This is a genomic window from Nocardia sp. CA-290969, from assembly GCF_050936135.1.
In the GTDB taxonomy this organism is placed as follows: domain Bacteria; phylum Actinomycetota; class Actinomycetes; order Mycobacteriales; family Mycobacteriaceae; genus Nocardia.
The window spans coordinates 1092078-1107784 of the sequence record NZ_JBNJNJ010000001.1 but is presented as its reverse complement, the minus strand read 5'-3'; the positions used below and the strand labels follow the sequence as shown (position 1 = coordinate 1107784).

Below are 15707 nucleotides of genomic sequence, written 5' to 3'. Positions count from 1 at the left end.
GGGCCGTCGCGGGCGGCGGCCGGCGAGGCACGGTCCACCGCTACCCGACCGTGCCGATCCCATCTGTCCGCGCTGGTCGTTATGGTTGGCAGCACAGGGCGTGTGGCCGCCGTGAACCGGTGGGTGCCGCGCGCTGCCCACCGCGCTGGTCGAAAGGGATGACATGGCAGGCAAACGCACCGTCCTCACGGCGGGTTTGCGCCGGCTCTCGGTGTTGCTGCTGGAGATGCGCGAGGACGCCGAACTGAGCAAAGAGGAGGTCAGCACCCGGACCGGGATCAACGTGACCACCCTCTACCGCATCGAAACCGCGCAGGCCCGTCCGCAACGCCGCACCCTGATGACGATGCTGGACCTCTACGGTGTCGACGCCACGCGCCGCGCGGAAGCGCTGGACCTACTCTCCGACGCGCAGAAACCCGGTATGTCGCGGCCGTACGAGGCCAGCCTGTCCGAGGTCTACGCCGCGTACATCAATTTCGAGTCGGTGGCGCTGTCGGCCCGGCACTACCAGACCTCGTTCATCCCGGGGTTGCTGCAGACCGAGCAGTACGCCACCGCGGTGATCGATACCTGCATGCCCAAACTCGAAGCCTCCGACCTGGAACGCCGGGCGCGGGCCCGGATGGACCGGGCGGCCGTGCTCGCCAAGGACGAACCCCTCGAATTGTGGGTGGTCCTGGACGAGGCGGCCATCCGCCGCGTGGTGGGCGGTCCGGAGGTGATGAGCGGCCAGCTGCGGCGGCTGGGTGAGGCGACCAAACGCAAGAACGTGATCCTGCAGATCCTGCCCTTCGACGCCGGTGCGCACCCCGGTATGGCCGGCTCCTTCACCATCCTGGACTTCCCGGACCCCACCGACCCCGAATTGGTCTATGTCGAGGGCATTTCCGGTGACGCACTGATCGAAGGGCATTCCGAGATCCGCCGATTCGGCGTGATGTTCGACCAGTTGCGCGCGATGGCGCTCAGCCCCCGGGATTCGGCGACGATGATCGCCGATGCCGCGGAATCCATGAGCTGACGGCCGGATTCGCCGGCGAACCGGCCGGAACAGGAGTCACCGGGCCACCGAACGGGTATACACATCGAACCCGGTGCCCACCGGGTGCGTCGAGGAGAAATGAGGGGACCTTGGCAGACATCACCGCTCGGACCGATTCGGACCATCAGCCCGAACTCAAACGCGTCATCGGTCCGTGGTTGCTCCTGTTGTTCATCGTGGGCGATATTCTCGGCACCGGTATCTACGCGCTCACCGGACGGGTAGCCGGGGAGGTCGGCGGCGCGGTGTGGGTGCCGTTCCTGGTGGCGTTCGGGGTCGCCATGATCACCGGATTCAGCTATCTGGAACTGGTCACCAAATACCCACAGGCCGCCGGAGCCGCGCTCTACACGCACAAAGCGTTCGGCATCCATTTCCTCACCTTCATGGTGACCTTCGCGGTGATGAGTTCCGGAATCACCTCCGCAGCCACCGCCGCCAAAGCCTTCGCGGCCAACTTCGCGGAGGCCTTCGAATTCGACGGCGCGGATTCGCTGGTGCTCACGCTGATCGGGCTCGCGTTCATGGCCGTGGTCGCGGCGATCAATCTGCGCGGTGTCGGCGAGAGCGTGAAGGCCAATGTGCTGCTCACCTGTGTCGAACTGTCCGGTCTGCTGATCGTGATCTGTATCGGCCTGTGGGCACTCGGTTTCGGCAACGGTGATTTCAGCCGGATCGTCGAATTCGACACCGGTGACCGGTCCGCGTTCGGCGGGGTGATCGCCGCGACCACATTGGCCTTCTACGCCATGGTCGGGTTCGAGGATTCGGTGAACATGGCCGAGGAAACCAAGGAACCCAGCCGGATCTTCCCGCGGATCCTGCTCACCGGCCTGCTGATCACCGGCGCGATCTACGTGCTGGTCTCGATCACCGCGGTGGCGCTGGTACCGCTGGACAAGCTCGCCGAAGGCGATACCCCGCTGCTGCAGGTGGTGGAAATCGGCGCGCCCGGATTCCCCACTCAGGTCTTCGCGTTCATCACCATGTTCGCCGTGGCCAATTCGGCGCTGATCAATATGCTGATGGCCAGCCGGCTGCTCTACGGTATGGCCCGGCACAAGGTCGTACCCCGCGCCCTGGGCCGGGTCCATCCGACCCGCCGCACCCCGCATATCGCGATCATCTTCACCACTCTGCTGGCGCTGGGGCTGCTGTTGTTCGTCGGTGAGGTTCCCGAACTCGGGGGTACGACCGCGCTGCTGCTGCTCGTGGTGTTCACCATCGTCAACGTGGCGGTACTGGTACTGCGCCGCGACCGCGTCCCGCACCGGCATTTCCACACCCCCACGCCGCTTCCGATACTCGGCGCGGTGTGCTGCGCGTACCTGGCCACACCGTTCACCGACCGCAATCCGCAGCAGTACCTGATCGCCGGGATCCTGCTCGCGGTGGGTGTGGTGCTGTGGGCGCTCACCGCGTTGTGGAACAAACCGCACAATGTGAAACCCCTCGGACCCGGAGTCGATATCGAGCCGTAGCACCGGGATCCGCCGCCGCAGCGGCCGGAGATCGCTGAAGTGACGAGCGCCCGCGGGATCGGTAACGTATTGGCCGATGACAAGCATGGACGCCAGATTCGGCGATGCGGCTGGGTCGGTGCCCCTGCCCAGCCCGTGGGATCTCAACACCTATCTCGCCGAGGTGGCCGCCTACCGGAAGCGGCCGATATCGCTACAACCGGCGCACCGCTCGGCGCTGACCGAACTGGGGTGCAACGGCAACGGGCTGTGGATTGCGCGCAAACACGACGATATCGTCGTCTACGACGCCTCCGCGTCCGGCCGCAACGCCGACCACATCGTGCTGCACGCCGTCGGTCATATGCTGCTCGGGCACGGCGGCCCGGGCTCCGAGGACGCCGACATCACCCGGATCTCGCTCGGCGCCCTCAACCCCGCGCTGCTGGACGCGCTGGCCACGATCGCCCCGGGCTCGATCACCCAGATCCTCGGCCGCGACGATTTCGGCGCCGACCGGGAACGCGAAGCGGGGGTGTTCGCCGAGATGACGATGGTCTACGCGGCGCTGCCGCGGCGCCGTACCCGTTCGTTCTGGCCGTTCGGCCGCCGCAAGAACAAGTAGCGGCGCCGCCGGGAGGCACGCGGTACGGCGATCGGGTGTACCCGATCGCCCTCCGAGGGGCTACGCTTGTGCGCCGTGGCCGAACCGCAAACTCCCGCCGCCCCGCATCCCGCCATCGCGCCCCTGGCCGGCCTACTGGGTACATGGCGCGGCTCGGGGCAGGGCGACTACCCGACGATCGAGCCGTTCGGTTATCTGGAGGAGATCACCTTCGGCCACCTCGGCCGCCCGTTCCTGACCTACCGGCAACGCACCCGGCACGCCGACGACAACCGTCCGCTGCATGTGGAAACCGGTTATCTGCGCTGCCCCGGGCCCGACCGGGTGGAACTCATCCTGTCCCATCCCACCGGCATCACCGAGATCTGCGAGGGCAAACTGACCCTCGCCGACGACGAGATCCGGCTGGAATTGGAATCCACCGCCATCGGCCTGAGCAGTACCGCCAAGTCGGTGACGGCGCTGAGCCGAACCATCCACATGCACGGCGGCGTGATCGACTACACGCTGCAGATGGGTGCCGTGGGCCTGCCTTTACAGGATCATCTCGCGGCCAGTTTGCAGAAGATCTGAACTACGGATAACGAAGCCGTCACGGATTTCGGCGGCCCGGGTCACGATTTGCTCATCGTCGATTTTCCCCAGCTTTCCATCTTGTCTCGGTCACTGTTCCCGGCTTAGGTTGACCTGAGCAGCAAATCATCAGATAACACTTCCGCAGAGCCCGGTCGCACAGGAGCCACCCGAGCTCGCACTCTGTCGAACCTCTGAATCGGAGGGAGCCGGAAAATGAAGCGTTCCACCGTTGCTCTCGTCACCGCCGGATTGATTCTCGGCGGCACCGGGGTGGTCGAAATCCTCAGTCCCGACACCGCCGCCTCGGCCCCGGTCTCCGACCATACGGTCTCGGTCGTCGCCCCCGCCCGTGTCAGCGACCCGGTGGATACCGATACCGGTCACCGTTACGCGACCGACCCCGGCCCCTCGACCACCGGGCCGTGACCGGGTCACGGCCGGACGGTCAGTAGCCGGCCGGGAGAGCGGCGAGCATATCGCGGGTCACCCCGACGGCGTTATCGGAGCTACCGCCTTCGACCAGCAGGGTTGCGAACGCGAGGTCGCCCCGGTAGCCGACGAACCAGGAATGGGAGCCCCCGGCCACCTCCGCCTCACCGGTCTTGCCGAACACCGCGCCCTGGTCGGCGATGCGGTTGGCGGTACCGGTCAGCACCACCTCACGCATCATCGCCCGCAGCCCGCGCACCACCGCCGGATCCAGCGCCGGCCGCTGTCCGTCGACGACGGTCTCGCGGCCGGCGATCAGGTACGGCGTGGGTGCGCTGCCGCGGGCGACGGCCCCCGCCAGCAATGCCATACCGAACGGGCTGACCACGACCCGGCCCTGACCGATGCCGTCCTCCGTGCGCTGGGTCCGGTCTTCGGAAATGGGTACCGATCCGGAATAGGCGGGTAATCCGGGAATCGTGTAATCCGGGCCGATTCCGAACGTCGCCGCGGTATCCGAAAGTGCCGGGGCCGGCAATTCACTGGCCAATTTGGCGAACGAGGTATTGCAGGAGCGTGCGTAAGCGGTTGTCAACGCGACATTCCCGATGGTGAAACCGTTGTAATTCGGAATCATCCGCTCGCCGATGGTGATAGCGCTCGGGCAGGCGACCACGGTGTCCGGGGTGGCGAGTCCCTCCGATATCGCGGCTGCGGCGGTCACTGTTTTGAACACCGAACCGGGCGGGTACTGCCCTATCGTGGCCACCGGACCGTCCCGGTCGGCGGCCGCGTTCTGTGCGACGGCCAGGATGCCGCCGGTGGACGGTTCGATCACCACCATCATGGTTTGTTCCCGGCGCCCGTCGACCGCGCGCTGCGCCGCGTCCTGTACCCGCCGGTCCACACTCAGCGAGAACGACGGCGCCGGCTGTGCCGCCACCTCGTGCAGTACCCCGGTCTCCGCGCCACCCGGATTCCGGGCGACCACCCGCCAGCCGGCCCGGCCGTCGACCTCGTCGATCACGGCCTGCCGCACCTGAGCGATCAGGTCGGGGGCGAATTTCCGGTCGGCCGGCAGCAGATCCCATTCCTGGGTCACCCGCACCCCGGGCAACCCGATCAGTTGCGGTCCGGCCCGGCCGAACTCGGTTTCGTTCAGGACGGTCACCGTGTACACGCCGTCGGCGCCGCGCGCCGAATCGAGAATACGTTCGGGGGTGAGCCGTTCGTCGATACCGATCAGCGCCTGCGACACCTCCGCCGCCACACGCTGCGGGTCCGTGCTCGCGGCGGCATCGAAGGTCACCCGCGACACCGTGCCGGGAATCAGCACATCGCTGCCGGACTGTTCGTTCACCCGCGCCTGCGGCGCCTGCCGCACCGCCAGGGCCATCGTCTGGGTGTCGCCGAGCCGTGGATGCAGCGCGGCGCCGCTCCAGCGCACCGACCAGCCGCCGCCGCTGCGCACCAGCGGGAGCTGACCGGTATAGGTCCAGCTGCGTCCGCCGCCCAGCCGCCATTCGTAGGTGTAGTCGACGGTGGCGGTGTCCCCGGAGATCCGGGCCGCGCCGGACTGGGCGTGTAGTTCCTCGGCCCCCAGTTCCGTCCAGACGGACGTGAGTGCGGGGAGGGCTTTTTCGGGACGAGTGGTTTGTCCGGCAGCGGCGGTGAGGTCCCGGGTGGCGAAGGCGTTCAGGAATCCGTCGGCGGCCGTGATCGGTCCGGCCGAGCCCGCGAGGCAGGCGGTCGTGGCGAAGGCGAGCAGCGCGACCGCGAATACGAGTACCGGACGGATCGTCATCGGGGCCGATGGTAGCGATCCGCCGCCGGGGATCACCTGCGGCGCACCGGAATCTATCCGGACTCAGTCGAGAAGCACCGTGGCGAAGGTCGCGACCTGCCGGAACCCCACGGCCCGGTAGGCACGCCGGGCGATCTCGTTGTAGTCGTTCACGTACAGACTCGCGGTGCGCCCGGTCGCGACCACCGCATTCGCCACCGCCGCCGTACCCGCGGTACCCAGCCCCTGCCCGCGGTGCTCGGGATGCACCCAGACACCCTGGATCTGCCCGGTCCGCCGGGACATCGCCCCCACCTCGGCCTTGTAGGCGACCTCACCGTCGATGAACCGCGCCCAGGCCCGGCCGGCCTCGATCAACCCGGCGACCCGGCGACGATATCCGCGCCCGCCGTCACCGGCCCGCGGATCCACCCCGACCTCTTCGATGAACATGGCAATGGCCGCCGCCAGGTAGCGGTCCAACTCGTCGGGCCGGACCTGGCGGACCTCCGCGTCGGCGGGGGCGACCGCGGTATCGGTGAGTGCGAGCAGCGGCTGGGCACCTCGCAGCTCACGTTCCGGCCCCCAGTGGTCGGCCAGCATTTCCCACAGCGGGAGCGCCAGTTCGCGCCGGCCCACCACCGATGAGCACATGCGCGGCCAGCGGATGGCGCGGTCGGCGAACGCCCGCAGGGCGTCGCGGCCACCGCGCAGCGGGATCAGGTTGACACCGGAGAAGCACAACGATTCCGAGGGGCCGCCGTGACTCCACAGCTCGCCCTGCCCGCACCGGTTGTCCAGGCCGTATTCCTGTAGCCGGGCGGCAACCATACAGGCCGCGACCGGATCCTCGTCGAGCACCCGGAGAACCTGTCCCAGGTCCCGCTTGGCGAGCTGGCGCGCGGGAACGTATTTCGCGCGCCGGGTCGGCTCCAGCAGACTCCGCACCTAGTACAGCCTGCCATGAACAGCGCCCACGCGATACGGATATCCCGAAAGCGCCGGTCCACGCGGCGACAGCCGCGCAGAACGCAACGGCTCGCGGCGGCCGCGAGCCGTTGCCATCGGCCGGTCAGCCGACGCTGACGACCGGTTCACCGGTTTCGGCGTCCGCACCCATCTCCTCGGCGATCCGCATGGCTTCCTCGATGAGGGTTTCCACGATCTGCGCCTCGGGCACGGTCTTGACGACCTCACCCTTCACGAAGATCTGCCCCTTACCGTTGCCCGAGGCAACGCCCAGATCGGCTTCCCGCGCCTCGCCCGGTCCGTTGACCACACAACCCATGACCGCGACCCGCAGCGGCACCTCCAGCCCGTCGAGGCCGGCGGTGACCTCGTTGGCCAGCGTGTACACATCGACCTGCGCCCGCCCGCACGACGGGCAGGACACGATCTCCAATTTGCGGGGGCGCAGATTCAGCGACTGCAGGATCTGCCCGCCGACCTTGACTTCCTCGGCCGGCGGCGCAGACAACGAAACCCGGATGGTGTCGCCGATACCTTCGCTCAGCAGGGCGCCGAACGCGACGGCGGATTTCACGGTGCCCTGGAAGGCGGGGCCGGCCTCGGTGACCCCGAGATGCAGCGGGTAGTCACACTGCGCGGCGAGCTGCCGGTACGCCTCGACCATCACGACGGGATCGTTGTGCTTGACCGAGATCTTGATATCGCCGAAGCCGTGCTCCTCGAACAGGCTCGCCTCCCACAGCGCCGACTCCACCAGCGCTTCCGGGGTGGCCTTGCCGTATTTCTCCATCATCCGCTTGTCGAGGGAGCCGGCGTTCACACCGATCCGGATCGGGATACCCGCGTCTCCGGCCGCCTTCGCGACCTCCTTGACGCGCCCGTCGAACTCCTTGATGTTGCCGGGGTTCACCCGCACCGCCGCGCAGCCCGCGTCGATCGCGGCGAAGATATAGCGCGGCTGGAAATGGATATCGGCGATCACCGGGATCTGGGATTTCTTCGCGATGATGGGCAGCGCGTCGGCATCTTCCTGCCGCGGGCACGCCACGCGCACGATATCGCAGCCCGACGCCGTGAGTTCGGCGATCTGCTGCAGGGTCGCGTTCACATCGTGCGTTTTGGTCGTCGTCATCGACTGCACGGAGATCGGGTGGTCGCTGCCCACACCGACACCACCCACCATCAGTTGACGGGTTTTGCGCCGCGGCGCGAGCACCGCCGCCGGTGCGGTCGGCATCCCCAATCCGACTGTGCTGGTCACTTTCGGCTGCCTACTTTCGTACTGGTCCGGCCGGTCGGTGCCGAGTGTAGTCCGGCCGCGGCACTACGCCGCCGAGACATGGGCTACACCGGCGACCGGCACCCGGACGTCACCGGGGTGTAACCCCGGCGATGCCCAGCACGGTCGGCGATATTGACGAAAGAGCAGGTCAGCGCGGTTTGCGGCGGTAGATGACGTCGTAGACGAGGATTCCGGCGAGCGCGGCCGCGAACCCGACCAGATACAGGTCCTCGACCTTGCCGGAATGGTTGCCGATCAGCATGCCGAGCAGCGCGATGATCACCACCACCGCGGCCACCCGGAAGGTCGTGCGCGATTCGCCGCTCCAACCCCAGGCCGCCGACGGAACCTCCGCGGGGTCCACCTTGGTGACGTGCTGGTCAGTGGCGGGTTCGACGTCCGTGGCGGCCACGATCGCTCCTCCTCGAGAGAACGGATACTGCTCGATATCGTGGCATACGACCGCCCGTCGTAGCCAGTAGGGTCGCGGTCGGTGACAATGGGCGGGTGTCAGATCTCCGCAGAGTTCTCCTGCTCGGCAGCACCGGTTCCATCGGCACCCAGGCGCTCGAGGTGATCGCCGCCAACCCCGACAGATTCGAGATCGTCGGATTGGCCGCCGGCGGCGGCAACACCGACCTGCTCGCGGCGCAGATGGCCGCCACCGGCACCACCAACGTCGCCCTGGCCGATCCGGCGGCCGCGGCCCGGCTCGGGGTGCCGTTCGCGGGAGCGGACGCGGCGACCGAACTGGTGCGCAGCACCGAGGCGGATGTGGTGCTCAACGCGCTCGTCGGCTCCCTCGGGCTGGAGCCGACCCTGGCCGCCCTGGAATCGGGCGCCACGCTGGCGCTGGCGAACAAGGAATCACTGGTGGCCGGCGGTTCGCTGGTGACCCGGGCGGCGCGCCCCGGCCAGCTCGTACCGGTCGATTCCGAGCATTCGGCACTGGCCCAGTGCCTGCGCGGCGGACGGGCCGAAGAGGTCGACAAGCTGATCCTGACGGCCTCCGGCGGGCCCTTCCGGGGCTGGACCACCGAAATGCTGGACGGGGTCAACCCCGCCGAGGCGAAAACCCATCCCACCTGGTCCATGGGCCCCATGAACACGCTGAACTCGGCCTCCCTGGTGAACAAGGGCCTCGAACTCATCGAAACGCATCTGCTGTTCGGGATCCCCTACGACCGGATCGACGTCACCGTGCATCCGCAGTCGATCGTGCACTCCATGGTCACCTTCACCGACGGATCCACGCTGGCCCAGGCCAGCCCCCCCGATATGAAACTGCCCATCGCGCTGGCCCTGGGCTGGCCGGACCGGGTTCCCGGCGCGGCCCCGCCGTGCGATTTCCGGACCGCCGCCACCTGGACCTTCGAACCCGTCGACGAGACGGTGTTCCCGGCGGTGGAACTCGCCCGGGAAGCCGGCACGGCCGGCGGCTGCGTCACCGCGGTGTACAACGCGGCGAACGAGGTCGCGGTCCAGGCCTTCCTCGACGGGCGGATCCGTTTCCCGGAAATCGTGCGAACCGTGGCGCAGGCCGTCCACGACGCGGATCAGTGGCGCGCCGAACCCGGGGAACTCGCCGAGGTCCTCGCCGCCGACGAATGGGCCCGTGACCGCGCCCGCACCCTGGTAACCCGGTAATCCATGTCCCAGATAGTCGAGGCCCGCCGCGCGGGCGGTTACTGTGGATACGTGCTCGCGGCCGCTCCGGTCTCCGTGCGGGCCGGGAGAAACGATCTGCACATCGCAGGAGGGCTGTAAACCACATGCTGTTCGTGTTGGGGTTCGTGCTGTTCGCCCTCGGCATCACGATTTCGATCGCATTGCACGAATGCGGGCATATGTGGACCGCGCAGGCCACCGGAATGAAGGTGCGGCGGTACTTCATCGGATTCGGCCCGAAAATGTTCTCCTTCCGGCGCGGGGAAACCGAATACGGGGTCAAATGGCTCCCGCTCGGCGGTTTCTGCGATATCGCCGGGATGACCGCGCTCGACGAACTCGAGCCCGAGGAAGTCGACCGGGCGATGTACCGGCAGGCCACCTGGAAACGCCTCGTCGTGATGTCCGGCGGGATCGCGATGAACTTCCTGCTCGGATTCCTCCTGATCGTGGTGCTGGCCGTCGGCTGGGGGCTGCCGAACCTGAACCAGCCACCGGAAACCACCCTCGGCGAGATGAGCTGTGTCGCGCCGCAGAACCCGGACGGCACCGTCGGCACCTGCACCGGAGAGGGTCCCGCCCAGCGCGCCGGATTGCAGCGCGGCGATGTGGTGACCGCGGTCGACGGTGAACCGGTCGACACCTGGAAGGAATTCCAGACCCTCACCCAGCAGCAGGACGGCCCTTTCACCTACACCGTCGAACGCGACGGGCAGACCATGAATATCGAGGTCGTCCCGGAGCAGACGATGCGCTACCCGAGCGAAGGCGGTCCGGGCCGGGAAGTCGGCGTGGTGGGCGTCGGCCAGGAATTCTACGAACCCGTCCAGTACGACATTCTCGGCGCGATCCCCGCCTCGGCGGCGTTCACCGGGGATATGTTCATCCGCACCTTCCAATCGCTGGCCCAGATGCCGGCGAAGGTCGCCTCGCTCTGGGACGCGGTGACCGGCGGCGAACGCGATGCGGATACTCCGGTCAGCGTGTACGGCGCCAGCAAGATCGGCGGCGAAACCGCCGAACGCGGCTACTGGAATATGTTCATCCTCGTCCTGGCGAGCCTGAACTTCTTCCTCGGCGCCTTCAACATCCTCCCGCTGCTCCCCCTCGACGGCGGCCATATCGCGGTGGTGCTGTACGAGAAGATCCGCAACACCTTCCGCGGCTGGAAGGGCCTGGCCCCCGGCGCCCCCGTCGACTACCTGAAACTGCTACCGCTCACCTACGTAGCGGTCGTCCTCGGCGGCGCCTACATGCTGCTCACCCTCGCCGCCGATATCGTCAACCCGATCAACCTCTTCCCCTGACCTCGCTGTCCGGGCTCGGAGAGCATCGCCGCACACGCCGCGCACACGCGCCCGGGCACTGTCTCCGGGCCACCGCCGACACAAACCGGTTATCCGTAGGAACTGCCCGCGGGTGCGGTACCCGACCCGGTCCCGGGGCCTCTCGTTGCCGCTGGGTGTGACGTCCCTCGTCGGCGCGAACGGCGGCGGTAAATCGACCCTGCTCGAGGCGGTCGCGGCGGCCGCCGGCCGCAATCCCGAAGGCGAAAGATATCTCGTCGAGGAGCTGTGACGTGCGGGCCTGCCGCCGCGTCGACAGCGCTCGGCTATCGGTTGGGGCTCAGCGCGGCCGGGTCCTTGCCGTCGATCACATCGACGATGTATTCGGCGATCGCGAGCGAGGAGGTGGCCGCGGGTGAGGGTGCGTTGCGGACGGCGGTGACCGGGCCCAGCCGGTCGATGCGGAAATCGTCGACCAGGGTGCCGTCGGCGTCGAGGGCCTGGGCGCGGACACCCGCTCCCCCGCGGACCACGTCCGCAGCGCCGATTTCCGGAATGTAGCGCTGTGCCTTACGCATGTACGCACTGATCGACACCGAGCCGTACATTTCCTGGAGCCCGGTGCGCCAATGCTGCCGGGCCATCCGCCGGAAGCCGGGCCATCCCAGGGTTTTCGCCATATCCCGCGGCACGAACCGGGTACGGCGGTACCCTTCCCGCGCGAACGCCAGGACCGCGTTCGGCCCGACTTCCACCGTGCCCGACACCCGCCGCGTGAAATGGACGCCCAGAAAGGGGTACCGGGGATCCGGGACGGGATACACCAGTCCGCGCACCAGATCTCTCTTCTGCGCCACCACGTTCATGTACTCACCGCGGAAAGGGACTATGCGCGGCCCGCTTTCGGCTCCCGCGAGCCCCGCGACGGTATCGGCGTGCAATCCGGCGCAGAGCACCACCTGGTCTGCGCGCAAAACCTCTTCGCCCGTGCCGATTTCGACACCGGAAGCGGTCCGGGTGATCCGGTCGACCGGACACGATGTCCGCACCGCACCGCCCATGGCCGCCAGATCCGCCGCGAACGCCTCGGCGACGCGGACGAAATCGGTGATCGCGGTATGCGGCGAATACAGCGCCGCGATTCCTTCGGCGTGCGGTTCGATATCGCGGATTCCCGCCGAATCCACCCGCCGCAGGCCCGGCACCGCATTCTGCCCGGCCCGTCTCTCCAAGTCCTCCAGGCGGCCTGTTTCGCCGTCGTCCACGGCAATCACGAGCTTCCCGGACTCCTCGTACGGCAGATCCCGTTCGATGCAGTAGTCGCGCAACATCGCCCGCCCCCGCGCGCACAGGACGGCCTTCAAACTCCCCGGCTGGTAATAGATCCCGGCGTGCACCACCCCGGAGTTGTGCCCCGTCTGGTGCACCGCCACCCGATCTTCCTTCTCCAGCACCACAACGCGGACCCCCGGACGCCGGAGCCCGATCTCCCTGGCCACCGCCAGACCCACGATCCCCGCACCGACCACAACGACCACCCGGTCGGTCATACACGTGCTCCTACTTCGCGTGAACTATCGGAAGGACGTACTCGACGCTGTTCGGGCGCCGGGAACTCAGCCTTCGGCGGCGAGCTGGCCGCAGGCGGCGGCGATTTCCTGGCCGCGGGTATCGCGGACGGTGCAGGGCACGCCCTGTTCGTTGACCCGGCGAACGAATTCGCGTTCGACCGGTTTGGGGGCGGCGTCCCATTTGCTGCCAGGGGTGGGATTGAGCGGAATGACGTTGACATGCACGCGCGAGCCGAGGGCCTTGTGCAGTTTCGCGCCCAGCATATCCGCCCGCCACGGCTGGTCGTTGATATCGCGGATCAGGGCGTATTCGATGGATACGCGGCGGCCGGATTTATCGGCGTAGTAGCGGGCGGCGTCGAGGACCTCGGCCACCGGCCAGCGGTTGTTCACCGGGACCAGGGTGTCGCGGAGTTCGTCGTCGGGGGTGTGCAGGGAAACGGCCAGCGTCACCGAGAGATCCTCGTCGGCGAGTTTGCGGATGGCCGGGGCCAGGCCGACCGTGGACACCACCACATTGCGCTGCGAGATCCCCAGGCCGTCGGGGGCGGGCGAGGTGATCCGGCGGACCGCGTTCACCACCCGCTTGTAGTTGGCCAGCGGCTCGCCCATCCCCATGAAGACGATGTTCGACAGGCGGCCTTCCCCACCGGGGACCACGCCGTCGCGCAGGTCGGCGGCGGCGGCGCGGACCTGGTCGACGATCTCGGCGGTGGACAGGTTGCGGTTCAGGCCGCCCTGGCCGGTGGCGCAGAACGGGCAGGCCATACCGCAACCGGCCTGGCTGGAGATGCACAGCGTGGCGCGGTCGGGATAGCGCATCAGCACGCTTTCCAGCAGCGTTCCGTCGCCGGCGCGCCACAGCGTCTTACGGGTCTCCCCGGCGTCGCAGGCGATATGCCGGACCGGGGTGAGCAGCGGCGGGAAGAGCGCCTCGGCGATGGTGTCGCGCACCGCGGCGGGGAGGTCGGTCATGGCGGCCGGGTCGGCCTGGAGCCGGCCGTAGTACTGACGGGCGATCTGGTCGGCCCGGAATTTCGGCAGGCCGAGTTCCGCCATGGCGGCGCGCCGCCCCTCGGCATCGAGGTCGGCGAGGTGGCGGGGCGGCATCCCGCGGCGGGGTGCATCGAAAACCAGGGGCAAGGGCGCGGTCATAGTCCTACCAGTGTGGCATCCGGCCCGATGTGACCAGCGACAAGCCACCGGTGCACGCGGCGCGACCGACGGACCTACCGGAAATCCGTGCGCCGGCGATAGCTGTCGGCAATCATCGACGTATGGCGACCTCAGATGATCGAATCCCGGAAACCGGGGCGGTGCCCGGCGCGCAGCCACCGATCGGGCAGCCGGGCGAACCCACCGGTGGTAAACCGGCGCCCCCTCCCACCGGCCGGAAAACCGCTCCGCCGGTCCGCAAACGCAGAGATGTCGGCAAATCGCGGGTCGGAATCACCTGGATCGCGCTGATCGTGGCTGCGGTCCTCGGCATCATTCTGCTGATTTTCATCATCCAGAATTCCGAGGACGCCAACGTCGAGATGCTCTTCTGGAACTTCTCGCTCCCGCTGGGCGTGACGATCCTGCTCTCGGTGATCGCCGGCGCGCTGGTGATGGCCCTGGTCGGTGGTGTCCGCATCATGCAGCTGCGCCGCGCGGTGCACAAGAGATGAACCGGCCGGCGGCGCTCAGACCAGGGTGCTGAGCACCAGCCACGAAACGAAGGCCGACGGCAGCATGGAATCGAGCCGGTCCATGATGCCACCGTGCCCGGGCAGCATGGTGCCCATATCCTTGATGCCCAGCTCGCGTTTGATCTGCGATTCGATGAGATCGCCCAGGGTCGCGATCACCACCAGGCCCACACCGAGCACCACCCCGATCATGGAGTTTGCTTCCAGCAGCAAGGTCACGGTGAGCAGGCCGCCGATGATCGCGAACACCAGCGACCCGCAGAAACCCTCCCAGGATTTCTTGGGGCTGATCGAGGGCACCATGGGGTGGCGACCGAACAGCACACCCGCTACGTAGCCGCCCACATCGGAGCACACCACCAGGATCATGAAGGTGAGCACCCGCAGGTTGCCGTCCGGATCCTCGAGGAGCAGCAACACCGCGAACGAGGCCAGCAGCGGAATCCAGGCCAGCGTGAACACCGTGATGGCGGTATCACGCAGGAAGTTGCGGGGGGCGGTGTGCAAGCCGTGGTCGAACAGCCGCCACACCATACAGGTCAGCGCGGTCGCCGCGAACGCACCGGCCACCCCGCCGGGCCCGAACGGCCAGCCCAGCCAGAACACCGCCTGACCACCGAGGATCAACGGGGTCCGGGGAACCAGCACATCCGCTTCGCGCAGCCGTTTGGCCACCTCCCAGGTGGCGATACCGACGGCCACACCGGCGACCCCGATGAACACCTTGGGGACGAACAGCAGGATCGCGATGAGCGAGACGCCGAGGGTCAAGCCGACGGCGAGCGCCGCCGGGAGATTCCGCCCGGCGCGCGATTTGCGCGGCTCGGGCTCCGCGGGAGCATCGGATACGGCACCCGACGACCCGCCCGTGACAGCGCCGTGAACCGGCCCGGGCGGCACAGCGGCAGCGGCAGCACCCGGCACGGAACCCGAGGACGCACCGGGCCCGGAGTTCTGCGCCGGTACACCGGACGCCGACGCCCCACCGTCAGGCTTCGCCTCTGCGGCCGGCTCGGCGGATGCGGCGCCCCCGGGTGCACCGGTCGATGGGTCGCCGGTGGGCGCACCGGCGGCTGCCGATATCGGTTCGGATATGCCCTCGGCCGGCGGCTGCGGTCGGGCCGCACCGGTCGCGGCGGCTTTCTCGGCCACGATTGTCCCGTCGCTCAACTCGTCGTCGTTCCGTTCGTTCCCACCCGAAGCGGGCGTTGCTCCGCTGTTCTCATTGTGCGTCAATCCGCGGGCCGGTGGCCCGGGGGTTCGCCCTCCCGGCGTCGGCACGACACCGGTTTCCGCCCGGCACCCACCGCTCGTGCCACTCG

Annotated in this window: 16 protein-coding genes; 9 read left to right on the top strand and 7 right to left on the bottom strand. The window is 68.1% G+C overall.

The window, feature by feature from the left end:
• The first annotated feature begins 163 nt into the window (after positions 1–163).
• The 5 genes from ACQEVO_RS05250 to ACQEVO_RS05230 all read left to right on the top strand — a co-directional run bounded on the left by ACQEVO_RS05250 (position 164) and on the right by ACQEVO_RS05230 (position 4132).
• Positions 164–1024 carry a helix-turn-helix domain-containing protein gene (locus ACQEVO_RS05250; protein ID WP_432909382.1) on the top strand — a complete coding sequence of 287 codons (861 nt, stop codon included), beginning with the start codon at positions 164–166 and terminating at the stop codon, positions 1022–1024.
• Between the two features lie 119 nt (positions 1025–1143).
• Positions 1144–2526, top strand: a complete 1383-nt coding sequence (locus tag ACQEVO_RS05245) for an APC family permease (RefSeq protein WP_432922350.1) — start codon at positions 1144–1146, stop codon at positions 2524–2526.
• A gap of 76 nt (positions 2527–2602) precedes the next feature.
• A complete protein-coding gene (locus tag ACQEVO_RS05240) occupies positions 2603–3130 on the top strand; it encodes a hypothetical protein (RefSeq protein WP_432909380.1) in 528 nt (175 codons plus the stop codon).
• Between the two features lie 75 nt (positions 3131–3205).
• On the top strand, positions 3206–3703 hold the full coding sequence (locus ACQEVO_RS05235; RefSeq protein ID WP_432909378.1) for a peroxynitrite isomerase: 498 nt from the start codon (positions 3206–3208) through the stop codon (positions 3701–3703).
• A 216-nt stretch (positions 3704–3919) separates the two neighbouring features.
• Positions 3920–4132: a hypothetical protein gene (locus tag ACQEVO_RS05230; RefSeq protein WP_432909377.1), complete on the top strand. Its 213-nt coding sequence runs from the start codon at positions 3920–3922 to the stop codon at positions 4130–4132.
• 19 nt (positions 4133–4151) lie between these two features.
• Here ACQEVO_RS05230 and ACQEVO_RS05225 read toward each other — a convergent pair whose 3' ends face one another.
• From ACQEVO_RS05225 to ACQEVO_RS05210, 4 genes are all read right to left on the bottom strand, one after another.
• A complete protein-coding gene (locus ACQEVO_RS05225) occupies positions 4152–5939 on the bottom strand; it encodes a penicillin-binding transpeptidase domain-containing protein (protein ID WP_432909375.1) in 1788 nt (595 codons plus the stop codon).
• A 63-nt stretch (positions 5940–6002) separates the two neighbouring features.
• A complete protein-coding gene (locus ACQEVO_RS05220; RefSeq protein WP_432909373.1) occupies positions 6003–6866 on the bottom strand; it encodes a GNAT family N-acetyltransferase in 864 nt (287 codons plus the stop codon).
• A 124-nt stretch (positions 6867–6990) separates the two neighbouring features.
• Positions 6991–8148 carry a flavodoxin-dependent (E)-4-hydroxy-3-methylbut-2-enyl-diphosphate synthase gene (gene ispG, locus ACQEVO_RS05215; RefSeq protein ID WP_432909372.1) on the bottom strand — a complete coding sequence of 386 codons (1158 nt, stop codon included), beginning with the start codon at positions 8146–8148 and terminating at the stop codon, positions 6991–6993.
• Positions 8149–8317: 169 nt separating this feature from the next.
• Positions 8318–8581 carry a DUF2631 domain-containing protein gene (locus ACQEVO_RS05210; protein ID WP_432909370.1) on the bottom strand — a complete coding sequence of 88 codons (264 nt, stop codon included), beginning with the start codon at positions 8579–8581 and terminating at the stop codon, positions 8318–8320.
• Between the two features lie 95 nt (positions 8582–8676).
• On the opposite strand from ACQEVO_RS05210, the gene dxr reads away from it, so the two are divergent.
• From dxr to ACQEVO_RS05195, 3 genes are all read left to right on the top strand, one after another.
• A complete protein-coding gene (dxr, locus tag ACQEVO_RS05205; RefSeq protein ID WP_432909369.1) occupies positions 8677–9816 on the top strand; it encodes a 1-deoxy-D-xylulose-5-phosphate reductoisomerase in 1140 nt (379 codons plus the stop codon).
• Between the two features lie 125 nt (positions 9817–9941).
• On the top strand, positions 9942–11144 hold the full coding sequence (locus ACQEVO_RS05200; RefSeq protein ID WP_432909367.1) for a M50 family metallopeptidase: 1203 nt from the start codon (positions 9942–9944) through the stop codon (positions 11142–11144).
• A gap of 112 nt (positions 11145–11256) precedes the next feature.
• Positions 11257–11415 (top strand): P-loop domain-containing protein, encoded by a 159-nt coding sequence (locus ACQEVO_RS05195; protein WP_432909365.1) that lies wholly within the window; start codon positions 11257–11259, stop codon positions 11413–11415.
• Between the two features lie 34 nt (positions 11416–11449).
• Here the strand turns inward: ACQEVO_RS05195 and lhgO are convergent, their stop codons facing one another.
• Positions 11450–12673, bottom strand: coding sequence for an L-2-hydroxyglutarate oxidase (gene lhgO / locus ACQEVO_RS05190; RefSeq protein ID WP_432909364.1), 1224 nt, complete (start codon positions 12671–12673; stop codon positions 11450–11452).
• Between the two features lie 66 nt (positions 12674–12739).
• Entirely contained in the window at positions 12740–13849 is a 1110-nt protein-coding gene (rlmN, locus tag ACQEVO_RS05185) for a 23S rRNA (adenine(2503)-C(2))-methyltransferase RlmN (RefSeq protein ID WP_432909362.1), read from the bottom strand.
• Positions 13850–13971: 122 nt separating this feature from the next.
• Here rlmN and ACQEVO_RS05180 point away from each other — a divergent pair, with 122 nt between their 5' ends.
• Positions 13972–14364: a LapA family protein gene (locus ACQEVO_RS05180; RefSeq protein WP_432909361.1), complete on the top strand. Its 393-nt coding sequence runs from the start codon at positions 13972–13974 to the stop codon at positions 14362–14364.
• A 15-nt stretch (positions 14365–14379) separates the two neighbouring features.
• Here the strand turns inward: ACQEVO_RS05180 and ACQEVO_RS05175 are convergent, their stop codons facing one another.
• Positions 14380–15309 carry a phosphatidate cytidylyltransferase gene (locus tag ACQEVO_RS05175; protein WP_432922347.1) on the bottom strand — a complete coding sequence of 310 codons (930 nt, stop codon included), beginning with the start codon at positions 15307–15309 and terminating at the stop codon, positions 14380–14382.
• Positions 15310–15707: the final 398 nt, after the last annotated feature.